The organism is Phocaeicola abscessus CCUG 55929 (assembly GCF_000312445.1).
Taxonomy (GTDB): domain Bacteria; phylum Bacteroidota; class Bacteroidia; order Bacteroidales; family Bacteroidaceae; genus Phocaeicola; species Phocaeicola abscessus.
Genome location: NZ_HE997182.1, coordinates 200917 through 216808, shown reverse-complemented (window position 1 = coordinate 216808; position 15892 = coordinate 200917). Strand labels below are relative to the sequence as shown.

Here is a 15892-nt window from a genome sequence, read left to right as displayed (position 1 = left end):
GGCGATCCCCCAAGCCGCGAAAACGACCTGCGCGGCAGGCGATGTGCCCGAGCAGTAGGGAATTCGACTTCGGCAGCGGAGGTTTCTCCGTTTCATGCTGATAAAAAAATGAAAACATAGGCACGTTAACAAATTTTTATGCCTACGGAATTTTTATTTCGTACCTATGAAATTCCGGTTTCGTGCCCATGAAATTTTCGATGCGAGGTGTTCGCCCGGATCATTCGGGGACATAGATGATTTCTCCGTTTTCCAATTCATAGGCAACCCCTACTTTCTTCCCTCTTTTACCGGAGGCATTCGACGCTTCCGAGGGGGTATACCGATTGATTTTCTCTCCCTCCTTGGTGATGATTTCCATATTGTCTTTGCCCGGATTCTTTACGATGGTAAAGTTTTCCTTGCTGAACATTTCGGTCATATTATAATGCGCCACCAAAGCGACCATGAGGGCTACGGCAAAGACCATGGCCGCGTCGAAGAGGTTGCCGACTACGCTCATGGGGTCGTTGTCGGCTTCTTTTCGCAACAATCTCCTTCTCATCCTTTCAATGTTTTCTGCGTTAATACTTGCACGATGAATTCCAGATTGCTCATGTCTCGAACGTACCAGCGTTGTTTAACCTGCAGCGTAATGAATCCGATCCCGCTGGAAAAGAGTCCGATGACGGTGGTGGCGAAAGCAACCTGCATGTTATAGGCCATAGACGAGATGTCTCCCGTAGAGAGTCCTACCAACGCCGGCCCCATCGGAATCAGTGTCCCCATCAGACCGAGCATCGGCCCCATCTTTATCAATGTCTTCGAAACGGAAAGATCTTTGTCTGCGAACAGTTCGAATTCGTCGAGCAATTTCTGCATGTGCGCCGGACTGTTCTGGGCATCGATCAGTTTGCGAATATACGAGACGACGGGGAGCGGATTTTTGTCCGGCAACCGACGGCAGATGTCCGTCACGTTTTCGTAATCGAGCTTGTCTAATTCGGCACGGAGCAAGCTCTCCGTTTTGTGAATGGAGACGTACTGTCCGAAAAAATTGCCGATGAGCAGCAACGATCGGATAAAGAACAAGATGAGCAATATCACCACGGGAACCAGAAGCCCCGTCGAGATCCAATATAAAACGCCTGAGATGTAATTCATGATTTATACTATTTTCTTTTTAGTTCGTTTCGAAATACGATATCTTCTAAGCAGATATCCTGCCGATATGCCGGTCAGTACTAGGATAAGGATACCTGATAACGCACCGATATTTACGCTTGTGTTCCCCTCGACGGCAGTCCTCCCGTTGACCGTGGCAATGGTTCCGATAATGGCCGCCGCCGCATTGAGCAGGAATAGCAGCTCTATCCGCAACTCTTCTTCCGGCAACAGCTTCTTCAGCAGCATTCTCCCTGCGGGTATGATGACGAGCACGATCGCCGCCAGGCTCCATGCGATTAGCGGGAACGACTTGCCCGGCATGGAAAAGATAAGGGACACGAGCGTGCTGAAAAGTACGGGGAATATCAACAGTCCCGGATACAGTTTCAGGATTTTGTAAATCCATATTTTCTTTTTGTTACGCGATCGGTCTATGTGGACATATACATAAAGGATGCAGTACACCATTTGCACGATCACGTCGATACTTAGAACCACCGCCGTGTCGAGCATCAGAGACGGGTTTTCCAGCCAACTGGCTATCTGTGTCTTGGATTGGGTGATGGCATACGGCCATATCAATCCCGTAAACAAGGCGCAAGCGACGGCGACGGCGAAGGTAATCCCATACGGACAGTCAGTCTGTTTCAATAAGAAATTGAAGCAAACCAACACCATCAGAACGAATACGAGCGTTTCCATTATCGCAGGTGCTTCCTTTTGTAACGGATAAAGAGAATCAGCGCCAGGATGAGGGTCAAGACGGAAATACCGACGAGGGTGTTGCTCAGTTTGTTGACATGTTCTTTGGCCGACGAGAGTTCTTCCTTTTTCATGACGATGTCTTTCTTGTCGGCGGAGGCAGCGCTCCGCACGTCTCGTATGTTCCGGTTGTAGCGTACGGCCGTTTCGGCATCGGTTTTCGAGGCGATGAACTTCCTCAGTTCGGCGTTGTCGCACACGAAACGGGAGCAGGAGGGTTTGAACCTGTTTACCAGATCCGTATGCATTTTTACGATCTCGGCTATTTGCTCTTCGCTGGCTTTCCACATCCCCTTGCGCACCGTCTCCAGCATCACGGCGGTGATTTCCTCCAGCGCTGCGGGATTTTGCTGCTCGAAATACGGGCGGATGCCCAGGTCGAACTCATCCTTGACATATACTTCGAAGATCCGGTCCCACATTTCTTTGTCGATAGCCTTCGGTTTCATTACGTTCCACCCGTACGTGTTCTGAACGATTTCGGCAAAAGTTCCCGCACCGCCGGCCCCGCCTTTCATCTTTTCCTTGATGTACGTCGGGTTGAACAGGGTCGTCCGGCTCTCTACGCCGATGGCTTCTTTCACTTCCTGCATTTTAAAACGGTTGCGATTGCGATAATCGCTCAGATAAGCATCGGGATCTTTTCCCGTCACATTTCGCACAGCCAGGTTCAGTCCGCCCATAAACTCGTAGACATGATCGAGGCTCAGGGCTCCCCACGTATTGCTTTGACGGGGCTGCACCACCGCATCGGTACGCGTGAGAGCCGCTTCGAAAGCATACGTTCTGAATACCTCCCAGTTCTTTTCGCTTCCGTAGTAGGCGCCCATGTTATGGAGGTAGGTGTCCGCTATTTCTCTTTCGGTTTGCCAACGATCTCCGCTCATCACCATCGCTTGTATGCCCGTGCCGTACCCGCCATTGAGGCCTCCGAACACACGGTAGGTCGATATCTCCCGTGCATCCTTGGGCGTAATGCCTTTTTCGATCAATGTGCGCTCGGTTTCTACCACTCCGTCTGCCACTAAGTTTTCATACTCGTCGTACTTGGCTTCGGCAGCCATTTCGACAGCTTTGTTGATCAGGAACAGCCGGGATGCAGCCAGGTCTCTCAACTGCCCGCTGGTTTGTACTACCACGTCGATACGCGGACGCCCTAACTCTTTCGAGGGAATCAGTTTCAGGTCCGTCACGCGGCCGAAGGTATCCCGGATCGGTTCTACTCCCAACATATAGAGAACTTGTGCGATGGTGGCGCCTCCCGTCTCGATGAATTCTCCGCTCCAGAGCGTGTAGCTGACCTTTCTGGGGATGCTGTCGTGATGCCGGCGCCTATACATTTCGATGGTGTTGTCGGCCAGCATTTTGCCCTTTTCCCACGCCGATTCGCTCGGGGTGGCTTCTGCATTGATGCCGTACAAATTGCGTCCGGTCGGCAAGGTGTTGGGATTGACGATCGGATCGCCTCCCGGCGACGGGAGCGTATAGCCGCCGTTCAGGGCGTTTATCATGGATGCCAATTCTCTGTACGGACTCTCCGTCAGTTCCTTTTTGTATCGATTTACGTTTTGGATGGTTCGTTCGATTTCCATGACGGCCATGGCGAAGTTTATTTCCTCTTTGGAATATGTTTTCTTTTTCTCCGTCATTTTCCCGGCCATCTTCGCCATCGCCGTATCGATCGGTGCGGAGCCGTGTCCGCCTTTCGGGGTATCGGAAGCGTGTTGGCGTTTGTGTGCTCCCTCGGTCGCAGCGTTACCGTTCCGCTTGTTGGGACCGTTTCCTGCGTTAGCCATCATGGCCATCATGTCTACCGGTTTGCTTTTGGAATCGTTGATCTCATGCGCCTTGGCCAATTCTTCCGGCGATATGTTTGCGATGCGACAAACCGATTCTTCCGGATTCGTCGTCCGATTCGCCAATAGTCCGGCGATGAGGGCGCGTGCAGGATTCAAGTACCGTTGGGTGAATGCGATCGCATGTTTTTCGAATTTTTCATCGACCCTGTGACGCAGTTTATCCAACGCCAACACGCTATAAGCTATCGGATCCGTACACATGGCATAGATGCTGCTCGTGATCCTCGCCTCTTCATACGGTACGCCCATCGTGTAAAGCTGCCCGGTTATCTTTTCCGTCGCGAGCTCCTCGGCAAAATTCTCGATCCGCGAAATATCTTCTTCCGAATACGGATCGGTGAGTAGACTATCCAATTCCAAATCGCGGTGAATACCCATCTTCACTGTCAGCGATTTGACGGCGATGGAAGCTTTCTCGGTTTCCGCTTCCAATTTTCGGGTGTTTGCGTGCTCCTTTGCTGCTGCCTCCACCAACTGGTTATATATCTTGATTTTCTCCATCAGTTCGTGATAGGTACTCCTTACGCTGCTTTCCAGGAAAGGAGGCGTTAAGTACGATTGCAGGCCTGCGTAAGAGCGTCGTTTGGCAATCAAACCTTCTCCTACGTTGCCTATCGTATAAATGTAAAAATGAGGCAATGTTCCTACCAACCGGTCAGGCCAATCCTTACTGCTTAAAGCGACTTGCTTTTTCGGCGTGAACTCCAAACTTCCGTGCGTGCCGAAATGGATTAGGGCATCCGCTTTGAACCCGTATTGCGTCCATAGATAAGAAGCGATGTAAGGATATGGAGGCGCTGCGTCGACGCCATGAACCACTTTGAATTCATTGTCGCCTTTACCCGCTGCATTTTGCGGTAGCAATACCACATTGCCGAACGCTAATCTGGGAATCGCCAACGTTCCGTCGACCGACATATAGTCGCCCGGGAATTCTCCGTACTTAGCGACGACTTCCGCCTGTTTCTCATGCCGAAGAGCCTCGTTCGCCCATTGCTCATATTCTTCTTTGCGGACAATTGCCGGATCGGCTGTCTTTACGAAGCGGGCGGACGTTCCTTCCGCATAGGAGCCGAATACGGCGCCTTGTTCCTGGATCATTCGTTCCAGCTCTTTCGACGAGGAGGGCAAATGGTCGACCCGATAGCCTTCCTGTTTCATCCTCGACAACAAGTTGTAAAGCGAGGGGCCGACTTCCATCCCTGCCGCAGTGAGTGCATTCTGCCCCGGTCCTTTGTAATAGTATATGGCGATGCGTTTATCCCTGTTCGGCTTGTGTCTCAGGCTGATATAACTATTGATCGTCTTGACGTAGCTGTCCAATCTTTCGGGCATGGCAAAGGCGTGCCGAAGTCCTTCCTCATCTTTGTAATGACCGAAAAGCGCGAAGGGACGTACGGCGCCGTCGATTTCGGGAGTGACGATGCTCTGCGAGAGGAATCCTCCGCTCATGCCCATTTTATCTTCTTCCCAATCTTCAAGCAGTCTGTTCACGTTCAACGGGTTGAATAGAGGGATGTTTCGCTTCTCCAAATAGCGGACGGCATAATCGCCCAAGCGTCCGTGCGCCATATAAATAACGGCAGAAGGCTGTATGGAATCTATCTGATGCTTATCCACCAAAGTCCTGAAATTTCGGACGGGATATACCACATTTCCGGTTTCCTCCAATTTCTTAATCAGATCTTTCGGTTCTCCCATCACGCCTGTAATGATGATCCGCGGTGCCGTTGCGCTATAGAGATGATGTTTCTCGAGAAAGCCGTTATACTCGGAAACGTGATTGAAGCCGATCTCTTCGTCCTCCGGCTTGTCGGGGTCGAGGTGATACAGAAGTTCATCGGGACGTTTGACCAACGCTTCCGGTTCTTTGATAAAAGTTATTTTCCCGTCTATGTGTTTCCGTACGTAATTCAAGGCACTCCGGTAATTGCGACGTCCGCCGTTGAGTAGATACTGCCTTATCGAATCGGCCTGAATGGAATCGACGGATATGATCTTATTGGCGGGATTGGTCGCCCACGTCGTCAAGACGGGTAAACCTTTCTCCGCATATCTCTTGAGCCGTTCGCGTTGCTCTTCGGTAATACGCATACCCATTGCATTGATAAATACCATATCGTATCTCGGCAATTTGTCTAATTCTTCCGTCGTCACTTCTCTAATTTTAATAAAGGAATTATCGTTCGCTTTCGATATTTCTCCCAGATTTATCACCTGGTAGTTCACAAAAGCGATTCGGGTGGGAGCAAACCATTTGAACCAGACGAAAACAAGTACGACGGCAGCTATGAGAAAGCTGCCGCCTACGATGATATAATTCTTTTTCAAGGTCATTTTATTATAGATTAAACATATCGGCCAAATTGATGTTGACGGTCGCTACATAGGAGGTTCCTTTTTGCGGCAACTGTAAAACGCTGTCGGACGACTTGTCCTTGTAATTGAACAGATTATCGATACCTAAGCTTAAATTGACCCCCCTCGGCAACTGAACTCCGGCATTCAGCGTACAGATGGTGCGGGCATCGTAATGGCGGAGTTCGTACTTCTTTTCCTTCTCTCTGAAGGTGTAACAATCCAATGCCGACGCCCACTGTCCGTTTACGGAAAGATTAGCTCCTATCTTGCCGAACTTATGCGCGTAGAGGGCGCTGAACGTCACCGCATGCGGGCGTACGTACGAGGTATTTTTCCCTTCTATTTCCTCATAGTCGTCGACATACGCGTACGATCCTGTCAATACCAGTCCGTAACCGCTTTTCCATCGCACGATACTTTCTATGCTGGTAGTTTTGGCTTTGTCTGCATTCTCATACCTGACGTCGCTCGATCCGTCGCCGATCAATTTCAGGGCGATTTTGTCTTTGAAACGGTTATGCGCCGCAGAGACGGAAAAATTGAAGCTCCCCAGCGTCAATTCTCCAGATAGCGTGTATTGGTTGCTCGTTTCCGGCTTTAAGTGCTCGTTTCCGTAGATCATCAGCCAGCCTCTGCCGCCCATGTCGTAACATTCGTACAATTCTTTTAGCGTAGGCGATCGGAAACCCTGCGAATAGCCTACGCGGATAGTTAGGATATCTGTCGGGCGGTACATGGCTGAAAGTTTGGGAGTAATGTGCCAATGATACTTTTTATGATAATCGGAACGTACGCCGGTGATGAGGGATAATCTGTCCGTCACTTTCCAATCTTCCTGTGCATATACGGCATGGTATTGCGTTTTGTTATCGGCGCTGTCTTTGAACATATAGTGTTTGAGGTATTCGAAATTAGCTTCGAGGCCTGCGCTGACGGTATGTTTACCGAACGTACCGGCATAATCTACGTGGGCGATGTGATTGAGGTTCTTATAATCGGTACGAGTGAATCCCGCTTCGAAATAATCTTTGTTCTTCTTGTATTCGTCGTAGACGTACGAAACTTTCAGCTGTTGGCGAGGATCGATGATATAGGTCAGTTTCCCGCTCCCCGTATAGTCCATGAAAAAGTCCTGAAATACTTTTCCTTTCCGAATGTCACGTTTATTGTGATAGAACGTGCCTTTTATTTCCATGTTCAGCTTATCGGAAAACGCATAGCCGAATTTCTGAGAAGCGTCCCAAATGCGATAACCGTAGATGGTGGTGGTATATCGCTCGGCCGTTTTTTGGATTGTACCCTCGGGCGTCACGATCGTTACGGTCTTTCCCTTCGAGTCGCCGATAGTGTACGTGTCCCGGGTTCTATAGGTTATATTGGTCAGCGAAGAGAAACGGTTCTGTTTTGTACCGGCCGAGAGAGTATATTTCTGTCCGTTATTGCCGGCGTATCGAGCATTGATATTCCCTGTGAAAGGGCGGTTCGCACTCTTTGTAATGATATTGATTACACCTCCCAACGCATTCGACCCGTACACGGTGGACTGTGCGCCTTTGATGACCTCGATCCGTTCGATATCGTCTACGTTGAAGCGGCTGAAGTCTACGTTATGGTCTGAACCTTCTCCGCTAACCCGTTCTCCGTCGACGAGGAACAGCATGTATTCGCCTTCCATCCCCTGATATTTAATCTCCGGAAGCTGGCTCATGGAGTTGTATACGATTTGCAGGCCCGGCAGTTCATACTGGAGCAAGGATTCCATATTCGCCGGGTTCAGCGTCTCTATGTCTTTGTGCGAAATGACTCTGGTAATAACGGGCACCTCTTTCAGCGGTTTTTCAATGCGCGTTCCTGTTACTATCACATCGTTCAACTGATTATCGGACGGAATGAGCCGTATCTGCAACCTTTCTTTCGATAGGGGGGAAGCCATCAGCTCTACCGACTCATATCCGGTGAACGAGATTCTCAGTTTCACCGGATTATTCGAACGGAGCTGGATACGGAATACCCCTTCTGCATTCGTTCCGGCTCCCACGGTAGTGCCTACGACAAGAACCGACGCTCCGGGCATCGGTTTATTGTCTTCGTCTACTACGATTCCGGTGATGGAATATGGATAGGAGGCATGGTCTTCGTTCGTAGCCCACACGGCTATCGTCGCTAATAACGTGAGGAAAAGCACCAAAAAGAGCGTTTTTTTCATAATCGGTCTTTATTTAGATACGAATTCAGACGAGAAAGTGACGTGGCCGACTTTTCCCGTACTGTTTTGGTGATTCGTAAACTGGAGCTTCGCATAACTGCCGTCTAAGAATTTGACCACATAAATCAGCTTGGTCGGCTCATAGATGTAAGGTGGCATCGAGTTGGTAGGGGTGGCCTTTACCCATTTGCAAAGCACAGGATTGAGTTTTGCCGTCTCAGTGACTCCTATTTTACCTTTCATCATTCCGCTCATATCCGTGTAGAGTTTATTTTTTATGGTTTCGTCGGCAGTATATCCTGTTGCGGGGATCTCGGTTACTTTGCTGAATTCCGTTTCTGTGGTAGCTATTGCCTGTCCGTTGTTCGTTCTGATATCCAAATAATGGATGGCAATGTGCCATTTGATCGTGATGTCTTTCTCCGAGCCCTGGGCTTCTTTCGTCTCGACGAGTTTCCCTTTGCTGAAATAGTTCCATCGATTGAAATCGCGCAATGTCTGAGTTTCGCCTGTTTCCAGATTGATATACGTCCAGTTGGCATAATTGGTAGCATCGACGGTTTGGGTCTTTTTTACCGGATCTTTTACTTGGGGCTCGTCATTATGATTCTTACTGCAAGAGAGCAAGCTTGCACTGATGGCAAGCACCGTTAAATATTTCAGTTTGTTATTCATAACACATAAGTTTAATTGGTAAATTTTGTGCAAAGGTATTGGTTCCTCGGATAGGCGTCAATACCTAAAAAAGGCGATATTTTTATTCGGTGCAAGGGACGGCGTATGTAATTTCTTCGTATCTTGCCGTGCCAAATAAAGAAAACGATGAAGAAGATAAAAAATCCTTGGGTGCATAAAGAAGGCTATTGGTGTTTCGGTTGTTCGCCCGAGAACCCTTTCGGTGTGAAGATGGAGTTTTACGAAGATGGGGACGAGATCGTCAGCTTCTGGCATCCTTCAGCGTATTACCAAGGTTGGATTGACACTCTGCACGGAGGAATAGCAAGTACGTTGCTGGACGAAATCGCCGGATGGGTGGTAACCCGAAAATTACAGACCACGGGAGTGACGAGCCGCCTGAACGTTCGCTTTCTCAAACCGGTATCGACCACCGAAACCGTCATCACGCTCCGAGCTCGTTTAGTAGAGATGAAACGAAATTTGGCTTTTATCGAGGCCCGAATCATCAATGCGGAGGGAGAAGTGTGCACGACCGCCCAGGCCGTGTATTTCACCTTTTCGCAGCAAAAAGCGACGGCAATGGGATGGTGCGGTTGCGAGACGGAAGAATAAGACATCGGGCGTCCTTCCCCTGCTGTCGTTGTGTCAGAAAAGAATTTCTTTTTCGAATACGCGCTTGGAAAATATTAAAGAGAGCCTTCGCCGGAGAGCATTCGGCTGCCGGAGAAACGTTATCGCACTAAAACCATTTAATCTTCTTGAACACGATGAAGGCGAAGAAGGCCAATCCGACAGAGATGCAGACGATGATGGCGAAAGCGAACGGAACGTTTTCGAACCCGATCTCCACATTCATGCCGTAGAAGCTGGCGATCAACGTCGGAACCATCAGGATGATGGATATGCTGGTCATCCGTTTCATGATAGTATTCACGTTGTTCGAAATGATGGAAGCGAAGGCATCCATCGTGCCGGTTAAAATATCGTTGTAAATATTGACCGTGTTGTAGGCTTGCTTCAGCTCGACGACCACGTCCTCCACCAAGTCTTTATTTTGATAGCCCTTCGATTGGAAGAGGCTCTCCAAGCGCCCGATCAGGACTTCGTTGCCTCGGATGGAAGTATTGAAATAAACCAAAGCTTTCTGCAAGTTCCTCAATTGCAAGAGTCCTTCGTTGCGGATGCTTTTCTCCAATTCCTTTTCCGCAACATTGACCTTGTTGTTGATTTCCTTCAAATACTTCTGAAACCAGACGGTAGAGGAGAAGAGCAGCCTCAGAATCAGTTCGAACTTGTCGGAGACGAAAATGTTCTTGCGTTGAGTATGAGCGATGAAGTCGGGTATCATTTCCGTCTTTCTGTAACAGATCGTCACCACTCGGTCGTCATTGATAAGGATGCCGAAGGGTATGGTGGAGTAGGGCAAGTTATCGTCTTGCTGGCGAAGCGGAATCCGGATGATAGTCAACGTCCAATTGTTTTCGCTGTCCGTTCGGGAACGCTCGTCGGCATCGGCGATATCGTCCAGGAAATCTTCGGGTACATTCAAGGTTTTCGTCATGAAGAAGAAGTCGCTTTCATCGGGGCATTCCACGTTCACCCAACAGTCCAGCTGCCACCGGTCACGTTCCTTGAAGCCGGTCTCTTCGCTATAAAAGTATTTTCTCATCTGTCTTGGTCATTTGTTATATTTCTGGTGAGCAAAAGTAGTAAACCTTTCATTATTCGGATAGAAAAGAGCCATAAATAATCGTTTCTGTCCTGTTAAATCGCATCGAAAGAAGTAAAAAGTCGATTCGTGCTATATCGGGAAAGAAATATTTTCTATCTTTGGGGAAATTAAATCAATTGCCAACCTCAAAATAAGATGACCATGACACTCAAATCGAAATTAAGCTTGTGGGGATGCATGCTCGCAGTACTCTTTTCCAGCTGCGTACACAAGGCCCAGAAGCCGGATAATCAACTTCAGGAGGAACGACAGTCGGTGGTTACCGCCTCACTGCCGAGACAAGTACCGACTGAGAAGTTTTCTCAAGGCATGAAGGCTTACCTGAAGGCGGTCGAGGAAGATCGCGAGGATATTCATAGCATCATGATCCTCCGGCAAGGCAAGGTGGTGTACGAAAAATGGATGGGCGATGGAAGCCCAGACAAGCCTCACGCGCTCTGGTCGGTTAGCAAGACTTTCACGTCGATGGCAGTGGGACTGTCTATCGGTGACGGTCTGTTGAAACTCGACGACAAGTTGATCACCTTCTTTCCCGATCTGCTACCTGCGAAAGTCAGCGAAAACTTGAAGCAAATAACCGTTCGCGATTTATTGACCATGAATTGCGGTCACGATACCGATCCAACCGGAGAATTGCTTTCCGGAAAGGGAAGGGATGAGAACTGGGTAAAGAAATTCTTAGCCTGGCCGGTAACACATCGACCGGGAACCTATTTTTGCTATAACAGTTTGGGTACTTATATGCTTTCCGCCATCGTGCAGAAAGTAACGGGGCAAAAGGTTGTCGATTACCTGTCGAAGCGGCTGTTCTTCCCTTTGGGTATAGACAAGCCCGAATGGGAAGAGAGCCCGCAAGGCATCAACTGTGGCGGATGGGGACTCTATCTGAAAACGGAAGACCTGGCGAAGATGGGCTTACTGCTCCTTCAGCGAGGAAGTTGGAATGGAAAACAGATACTGCCCGAAGAATGGGTCGAAGAAGCTACGAAATGTCAAGTACCTTCTGTTCCCGCGGGAATGAGGCCGGAAGATGCGGCGAAGAACGGACTGACTGAGGAAACCAGCGATTGGGTGCAAGGCTACGGATACCAAACGTGGCAATGCCGCCATCATGCTTTCAGAGCAGACGGAATGTACGGGCAATACATCATCGTCATCCCAAAAGCAGAGGCCGTCATCGTCGTTACAGCTCATGTGGACGATATGCAGAAAGAGCTGAATATGATTTGGAATCATATCCTGCCCGTGCTCTGACCCTTGTTTTGCCGTAACAAAAGACGGGATATGTCCGTTACGACTATTCAACTATTCAACAGAATCGTTTATTAAATAGATACGAATATGAGAAAGACGAAAGAAACGGGAAATGCCCGTAACCGATTCAAAGGAAATATTTCCAGAAGAGATTTCCTTTCCCTATCAGCGTTGGGACTTAGCAGCCTAACGATTTTACCGAGTTGGAAAACCGAAAGCGGCATTAAGATCGCACCGAGCGATCGGGTGGTCATGGGATTCGTAGGGTTAGGTCAACAGGGATGCAGCGATTTCAAGAGCTTTTCTTCCTGCCCGGGAGTTCAAGTGGCGGCCTGCTGCGATGTCGATTCCGTCAAACGGGAACGCTTCCGCCGCCGCGTCGCGGAATGGCAGAGAGTGCAGGGCATGAACGAACGGTGCGATATGTACGAGTTCTATGAAGATTTGATTGCACGCAAGGATATCGATGCCGTCGAGATCGCCACTCCTGATCATTGGCATGCACTGATCGCTATCGAGGCTTGTCAGGCAGGCAAGGATGTGTTCTGCCAGAAACCGTTGGCCTATACCATTACGGAAGGCTTGGCCGTTCAGACAGCCGTCCGCACCCATCATCGCATCTTCCAGATGGGTAGCCAGCAGCGTTCGAGCGCTGAATTCCAGCAGGCGATCAAGTTGGTGCGCGAAAAGGCCATCGGACATATCGATAAGGTCTATGTCCGTGTAGGAGATCCTCCCAAGCCCTTGGACTTGCCGGAAATGCCCGTCCCGTCCAATCTGAATTTCAACCAGTGGTTAGGCCCACTGAACGACCCGAAGATTCACTATCATCCGGACCTCTGTCCGCCCATCTCGCTCGATCCGGAGGTAGACGAGCAGCTCTGGGGAGCCTGGCGATGGTATCAGGAGACTGGCAACGGCTATCCTGCAGATTGGGGCGCACACATGTACGACATTGTTCAGGTAGCCCTCGGCATGGACGGGTTAGGCCCTGTCGAATTCATTCCCAAAGGATATGAGGGTATCCTCTATGCAACCATGAATTACGCCGACGGAGTAGTGATGACCGATCAGCCTTTCCGCGAGGATAGGCCAGACGATAAAGGCATCCAATTCATCGGTGACAAGGGATGGCTGAAAGTGGCGCGTGGTTATATTGAATGTTCGGATCCTTCCCTTTTGCAGAAACAGGAGCAGAAAGTAGAAAAGGGACAATACGAAGTAAGTTCTCCGCACATGCAGAACTTTATCGATGCCGTTCGCGCCCATCGGGATCCCATCGCTCCAGTCGAATACGGAATAAGCACCAATACGCTCTGTTGCCTGTTTAACATCGCCCGGGAATTGAACCGCCCGGTACGCTGGAACCCGGCTTTGCTGAGCTTCGAAGGAGATCGGCAAGCGGCGCGCCATCGACTGTATTACTACGAGTATCGCAAACCTTACAAATTGCCTTATCTGAATACGCGAAACAATCTGTAAGTCGGCTGAAGATTCGGTTCTCGAGGGGTTCTGTGCAGCTAGCTCCTCGAGGGCTTTTGCAAAAAAGACGTGGATTTCTGCAAGAAGAGGCGAGGGTTTTTCACAGAAACATTAAACGGATATAGAATATGAAAAAGACGGAAAGGAACATGAGCCGTCGTCGTTTCCTGAAACGGGCGACGATGACGGGAGCTGCTATCTGCATCGCTCCGACTTTGCAGCGAGTGACGGCAACAGGAAAGGCGATAGGCAGTATTCCGACCGAAGCGACAAGTTCGGTCGGTATGCCGGCCGTGCACGGCTCCCGTACGTTGGGTAGCGGTATTGCTGCCATGAACGTGTCGGCAATGGGTTTCGGGTGTATGGGGTTGAACTATCACCGTAGTGAGCATCCCGATAGGAAACGGGAGATCGTCCTCGTGCACGAAGCTGTCGAACGAGGTGTTACCCTCTTCGATACGGCGGAAAGTTACGGCTATCACATAAATGAACGATTAGTCGGCGAGGCGCTGAAAGGATATACCGACCGCGTATTCGTCTCTTCCAAATTCGGACACAAGTTCGTGAACGGCGTGCAGATAAAAACCGAAGAAGATAGCACTCCCGCCAATATCCGTAGGGTATGCGAAAACTCGTTGCGCAATCTCGGAATAGAAGTGCTCGGCCTCTTTTACCAACATCGTATCGACCCCCATACACCTATCGAAGTAGTAGCCGAGACAGTGGGGCAACTTATCAAAGAAGGGAAGGTGTTGCATTTTGGACTTTGCGAGGTGAATGCCTCCACGATCCGCCGCGCTCATGCCGTTTGCCCCATTACTGCGATCCAGAGCGAATACCACCTCATGCATCGTCAGGTGGAGGAGAGCGTATTACCTGTGTGCGAAGAGTTAGGCATTGGTTTCGTACCTTACAGCCCGCTTAATCGCGGTTTTCTGGGCGGTATGATTAACGAATATACCGCATTCGATCCTACGAACGATAACCGCCAGACCTTGCCCCGCTTTCAGCCCGATGCCATTCGCGCCAATACACGGATCGTGGAGGTGCTCAATGCATTCGGAAGGACAAGAGGTGTCACGCCGGCACAAATTGCATTGGCTTGGCTGATGAACAAGAAACCGTTCATCGTCCCCATCCCCGGCACGACGAAACTCTCGCACTTGGAAGAAAATCTGCGGGCTACTGAGATCATCTTTTCGGTCGATGAGATGACGGCATTGGAAAATGCCGTAGCCGCTATTCCAGTCGTGGGCAGTCGGTACGACACATTGCAGGAGTCGAAAGTACAAAAGTAATGAAAGATGGGGTTATGAAAGAGATCGTGTCGCTTTGCATAAGCGTTTTGTTAGCGGGGTGTAACGCTCGTAATAACGGCGTCATGCGAATCGAGGCGCAAGGCAGCTTCGCCGTCGGTGGTACGGTGTTAGCCGATTCGCTCGGACATTCTTTCCATGGCGACCACGCTTATACTTTCTATCAGATACCGCCCCATGCGCGGAAATACCCGCTCGTGTTCGCTCATGGTGTCGGTCAGTTCTCCAAAACGTGGGAAACGACGCCCGACGGTCGGGAAGGATTCCAAAACATTTTTTTGCGACGCGGATTTTCGATCTATCTTGTGGATCAACCTCGTCGCGGAAATGTCGGACGTAGTACGAAAGCGGCCACGATTATCCCGACTTTCGATGAAGAAGTATGGTTCAATCGCTTCCGGGTAGGCATCTGGCCGAACTATTTCGAGGGCGTACAGTTCAGCCGCGATAGGGAAACGCTTGAGCAATACTTCCGTCAGATGACACCCAATATCGGCCCTGTCGACTTCGAAGTGTATTCCGATGCTTACGCCGCTTTATTTGAGAAAACCGGCCCGGCAATATTCATCGTTCACTCGTAAGGCGGTGGCATTGCATGGGAAACTCTTCCGAAAACCAAAAATATTAAAGCGATCGTCGCTTACGAACCCGGCTCCAACGTGCCTTTTCCTGAAGGAAGGATGCCCCAAGAAGCCCGATTTACAACGCTTTCGAAGAAAACGGAAGGTATCGAAGTCCCTCTATCGGTATTCAGGAAGTTCGTGAAGATTCCTATTATCGTGTACTATGGCGACAATCTGCCCGAAACCGACGAACGGCCGGAATTGTATGAATGGACACAGCGGCTGCGTCTGATGCGACAATGGGCGAAAATACTGAACGATGAAGGTGGAGACGTTACTGTCATTCATTTGCCTAAAGTAGGATTGCATGGCAATACACACTTCCCGATGTCGGACTTGAATAACGTGGAGGTAGCGGATCATCTGTCGAATTGGTTACACGAGAGAAATCTGGATTGAACGAAACGTGCACACAAGTTCGAAATGATAAAGGAAGTTACCTGTCCCGTGGAGAATATCTGATTAGGCGTGCT

General features: G+C 49.6%; 11 protein-coding genes and 1 pseudogene. 5 read left to right on the top strand and 7 right to left on the bottom strand.

Annotation, left to right across the window (positions count from 1 at the left end; all coding sequences use genetic code 11):
• Nucleotides 1-220: 220 nt before the first annotated feature.
• Genes BN102_RS01030 through BN102_RS01005 form a run of 6 tightly spaced genes read right to left on the bottom strand, consistent with a single transcriptional unit; the run spans nucleotide 221 to nucleotide 9009 of the window.
• Nucleotides 221-544, bottom strand: a complete 324-nt coding sequence (locus tag BN102_RS01030; protein WP_019207190.1) for a DUF2149 domain-containing protein — start codon at nucleotides 542-544, stop codon at nucleotides 221-223.
• The gene (locus BN102_RS01025) at nucleotides 541-1143 is read right to left on the bottom strand and encodes a MotA/TolQ/ExbB proton channel family protein (RefSeq protein ID WP_019207189.1); all 603 of its coding nucleotides are present in this window, start codon (nucleotides 1141-1143) and stop codon (nucleotides 541-543) included. The genes BN102_RS01030 and BN102_RS01025 overlap by 4 nt, the downstream gene beginning before the upstream one ends.
• A 3-nt stretch (nucleotides 1144-1146) precedes the next feature.
• Nucleotides 1147-1848 (bottom strand): HmuT family protein, encoded by a 702-nt coding sequence (locus BN102_RS01020; protein WP_019207188.1) that lies wholly within the window; start codon nucleotides 1846-1848, stop codon nucleotides 1147-1149.
• The gene (locus BN102_RS01015; RefSeq protein ID WP_425357561.1) at nucleotides 1848-6098 is read right to left on the bottom strand and encodes a cobaltochelatase subunit CobN; all 4251 of its coding nucleotides are present in this window, start codon (nucleotides 6096-6098) and stop codon (nucleotides 1848-1850) included. Before BN102_RS01015 ends, BN102_RS01020 begins: the two co-directional genes overlap by 1 nt.
• A gap of 10 nt (nucleotides 6099-6108) precedes the next feature.
• A complete protein-coding gene (locus BN102_RS01010; protein ID WP_019207186.1) occupies nucleotides 6109-8334 on the bottom strand; it encodes a TonB-dependent receptor in 2226 nt (741 codons plus the stop codon).
• Between the two features lie 9 nt (nucleotides 8335-8343).
• The gene (locus BN102_RS01005) at nucleotides 8344-9009 is read right to left on the bottom strand and encodes an HmuY family protein (protein ID WP_019207185.1); all 666 of its coding nucleotides are present in this window, start codon (nucleotides 9007-9009) and stop codon (nucleotides 8344-8346) included.
• Between the two features lie 147 nt (nucleotides 9010-9156).
• Here BN102_RS01005 and BN102_RS01000 point away from each other — a divergent pair, with 147 nt between their 5' ends.
• A complete protein-coding gene (locus BN102_RS01000) occupies nucleotides 9157-9624 on the top strand; it encodes a PaaI family thioesterase (RefSeq protein WP_019207184.1) in 468 nt (155 codons plus the stop codon).
• A 127-nt stretch (nucleotides 9625-9751) separates the two neighbouring features.
• Here the strand turns inward: BN102_RS01000 and BN102_RS00995 are convergent, their stop codons facing one another.
• Nucleotides 9752-10681 carry a magnesium transporter CorA family protein gene (locus tag BN102_RS00995; protein ID WP_019207183.1) on the bottom strand — a complete coding sequence of 310 codons (930 nt, stop codon included), beginning with the start codon at nucleotides 10679-10681 and terminating at the stop codon, nucleotides 9752-9754.
• A gap of 204 nt (nucleotides 10682-10885) precedes the next feature.
• On the opposite strand from BN102_RS00995, the gene BN102_RS00990 reads away from it, so the two are divergent.
• The 4 genes and pseudogenes from BN102_RS00990 (at nucleotide 10886) to BN102_RS00975 (ending at nucleotide 15818) form a co-directional block, all read left to right on the top strand.
• Nucleotides 10886-11998: a serine hydrolase domain-containing protein gene (locus BN102_RS00990; protein WP_021312041.1), complete on the top strand. Its 1113-nt coding sequence runs from the start codon at nucleotides 10886-10888 to the stop codon at nucleotides 11996-11998.
• A gap of 87 nt (nucleotides 11999-12085) precedes the next feature.
• Nucleotides 12086-13480 (top strand): Gfo/Idh/MocA family protein, encoded by a 1395-nt coding sequence (locus BN102_RS00985; RefSeq protein ID WP_019207181.1) that lies wholly within the window; start codon nucleotides 12086-12088, stop codon nucleotides 13478-13480.
• A gap of 128 nt (nucleotides 13481-13608) precedes the next feature.
• Nucleotides 13609-14778 (top strand): aldo/keto reductase, encoded by a 1170-nt coding sequence (locus BN102_RS00980; protein WP_019207180.1) that lies wholly within the window; start codon nucleotides 13609-13611, stop codon nucleotides 14776-14778.
• Between the two features lie 14 nt (nucleotides 14779-14792).
• A pseudogene (locus tag BN102_RS00975) lies at nucleotides 14793-15818 on the top strand (alpha/beta hydrolase).
• The last annotated feature ends 74 nt before the right edge of the window (nucleotides 15819-15892 follow it).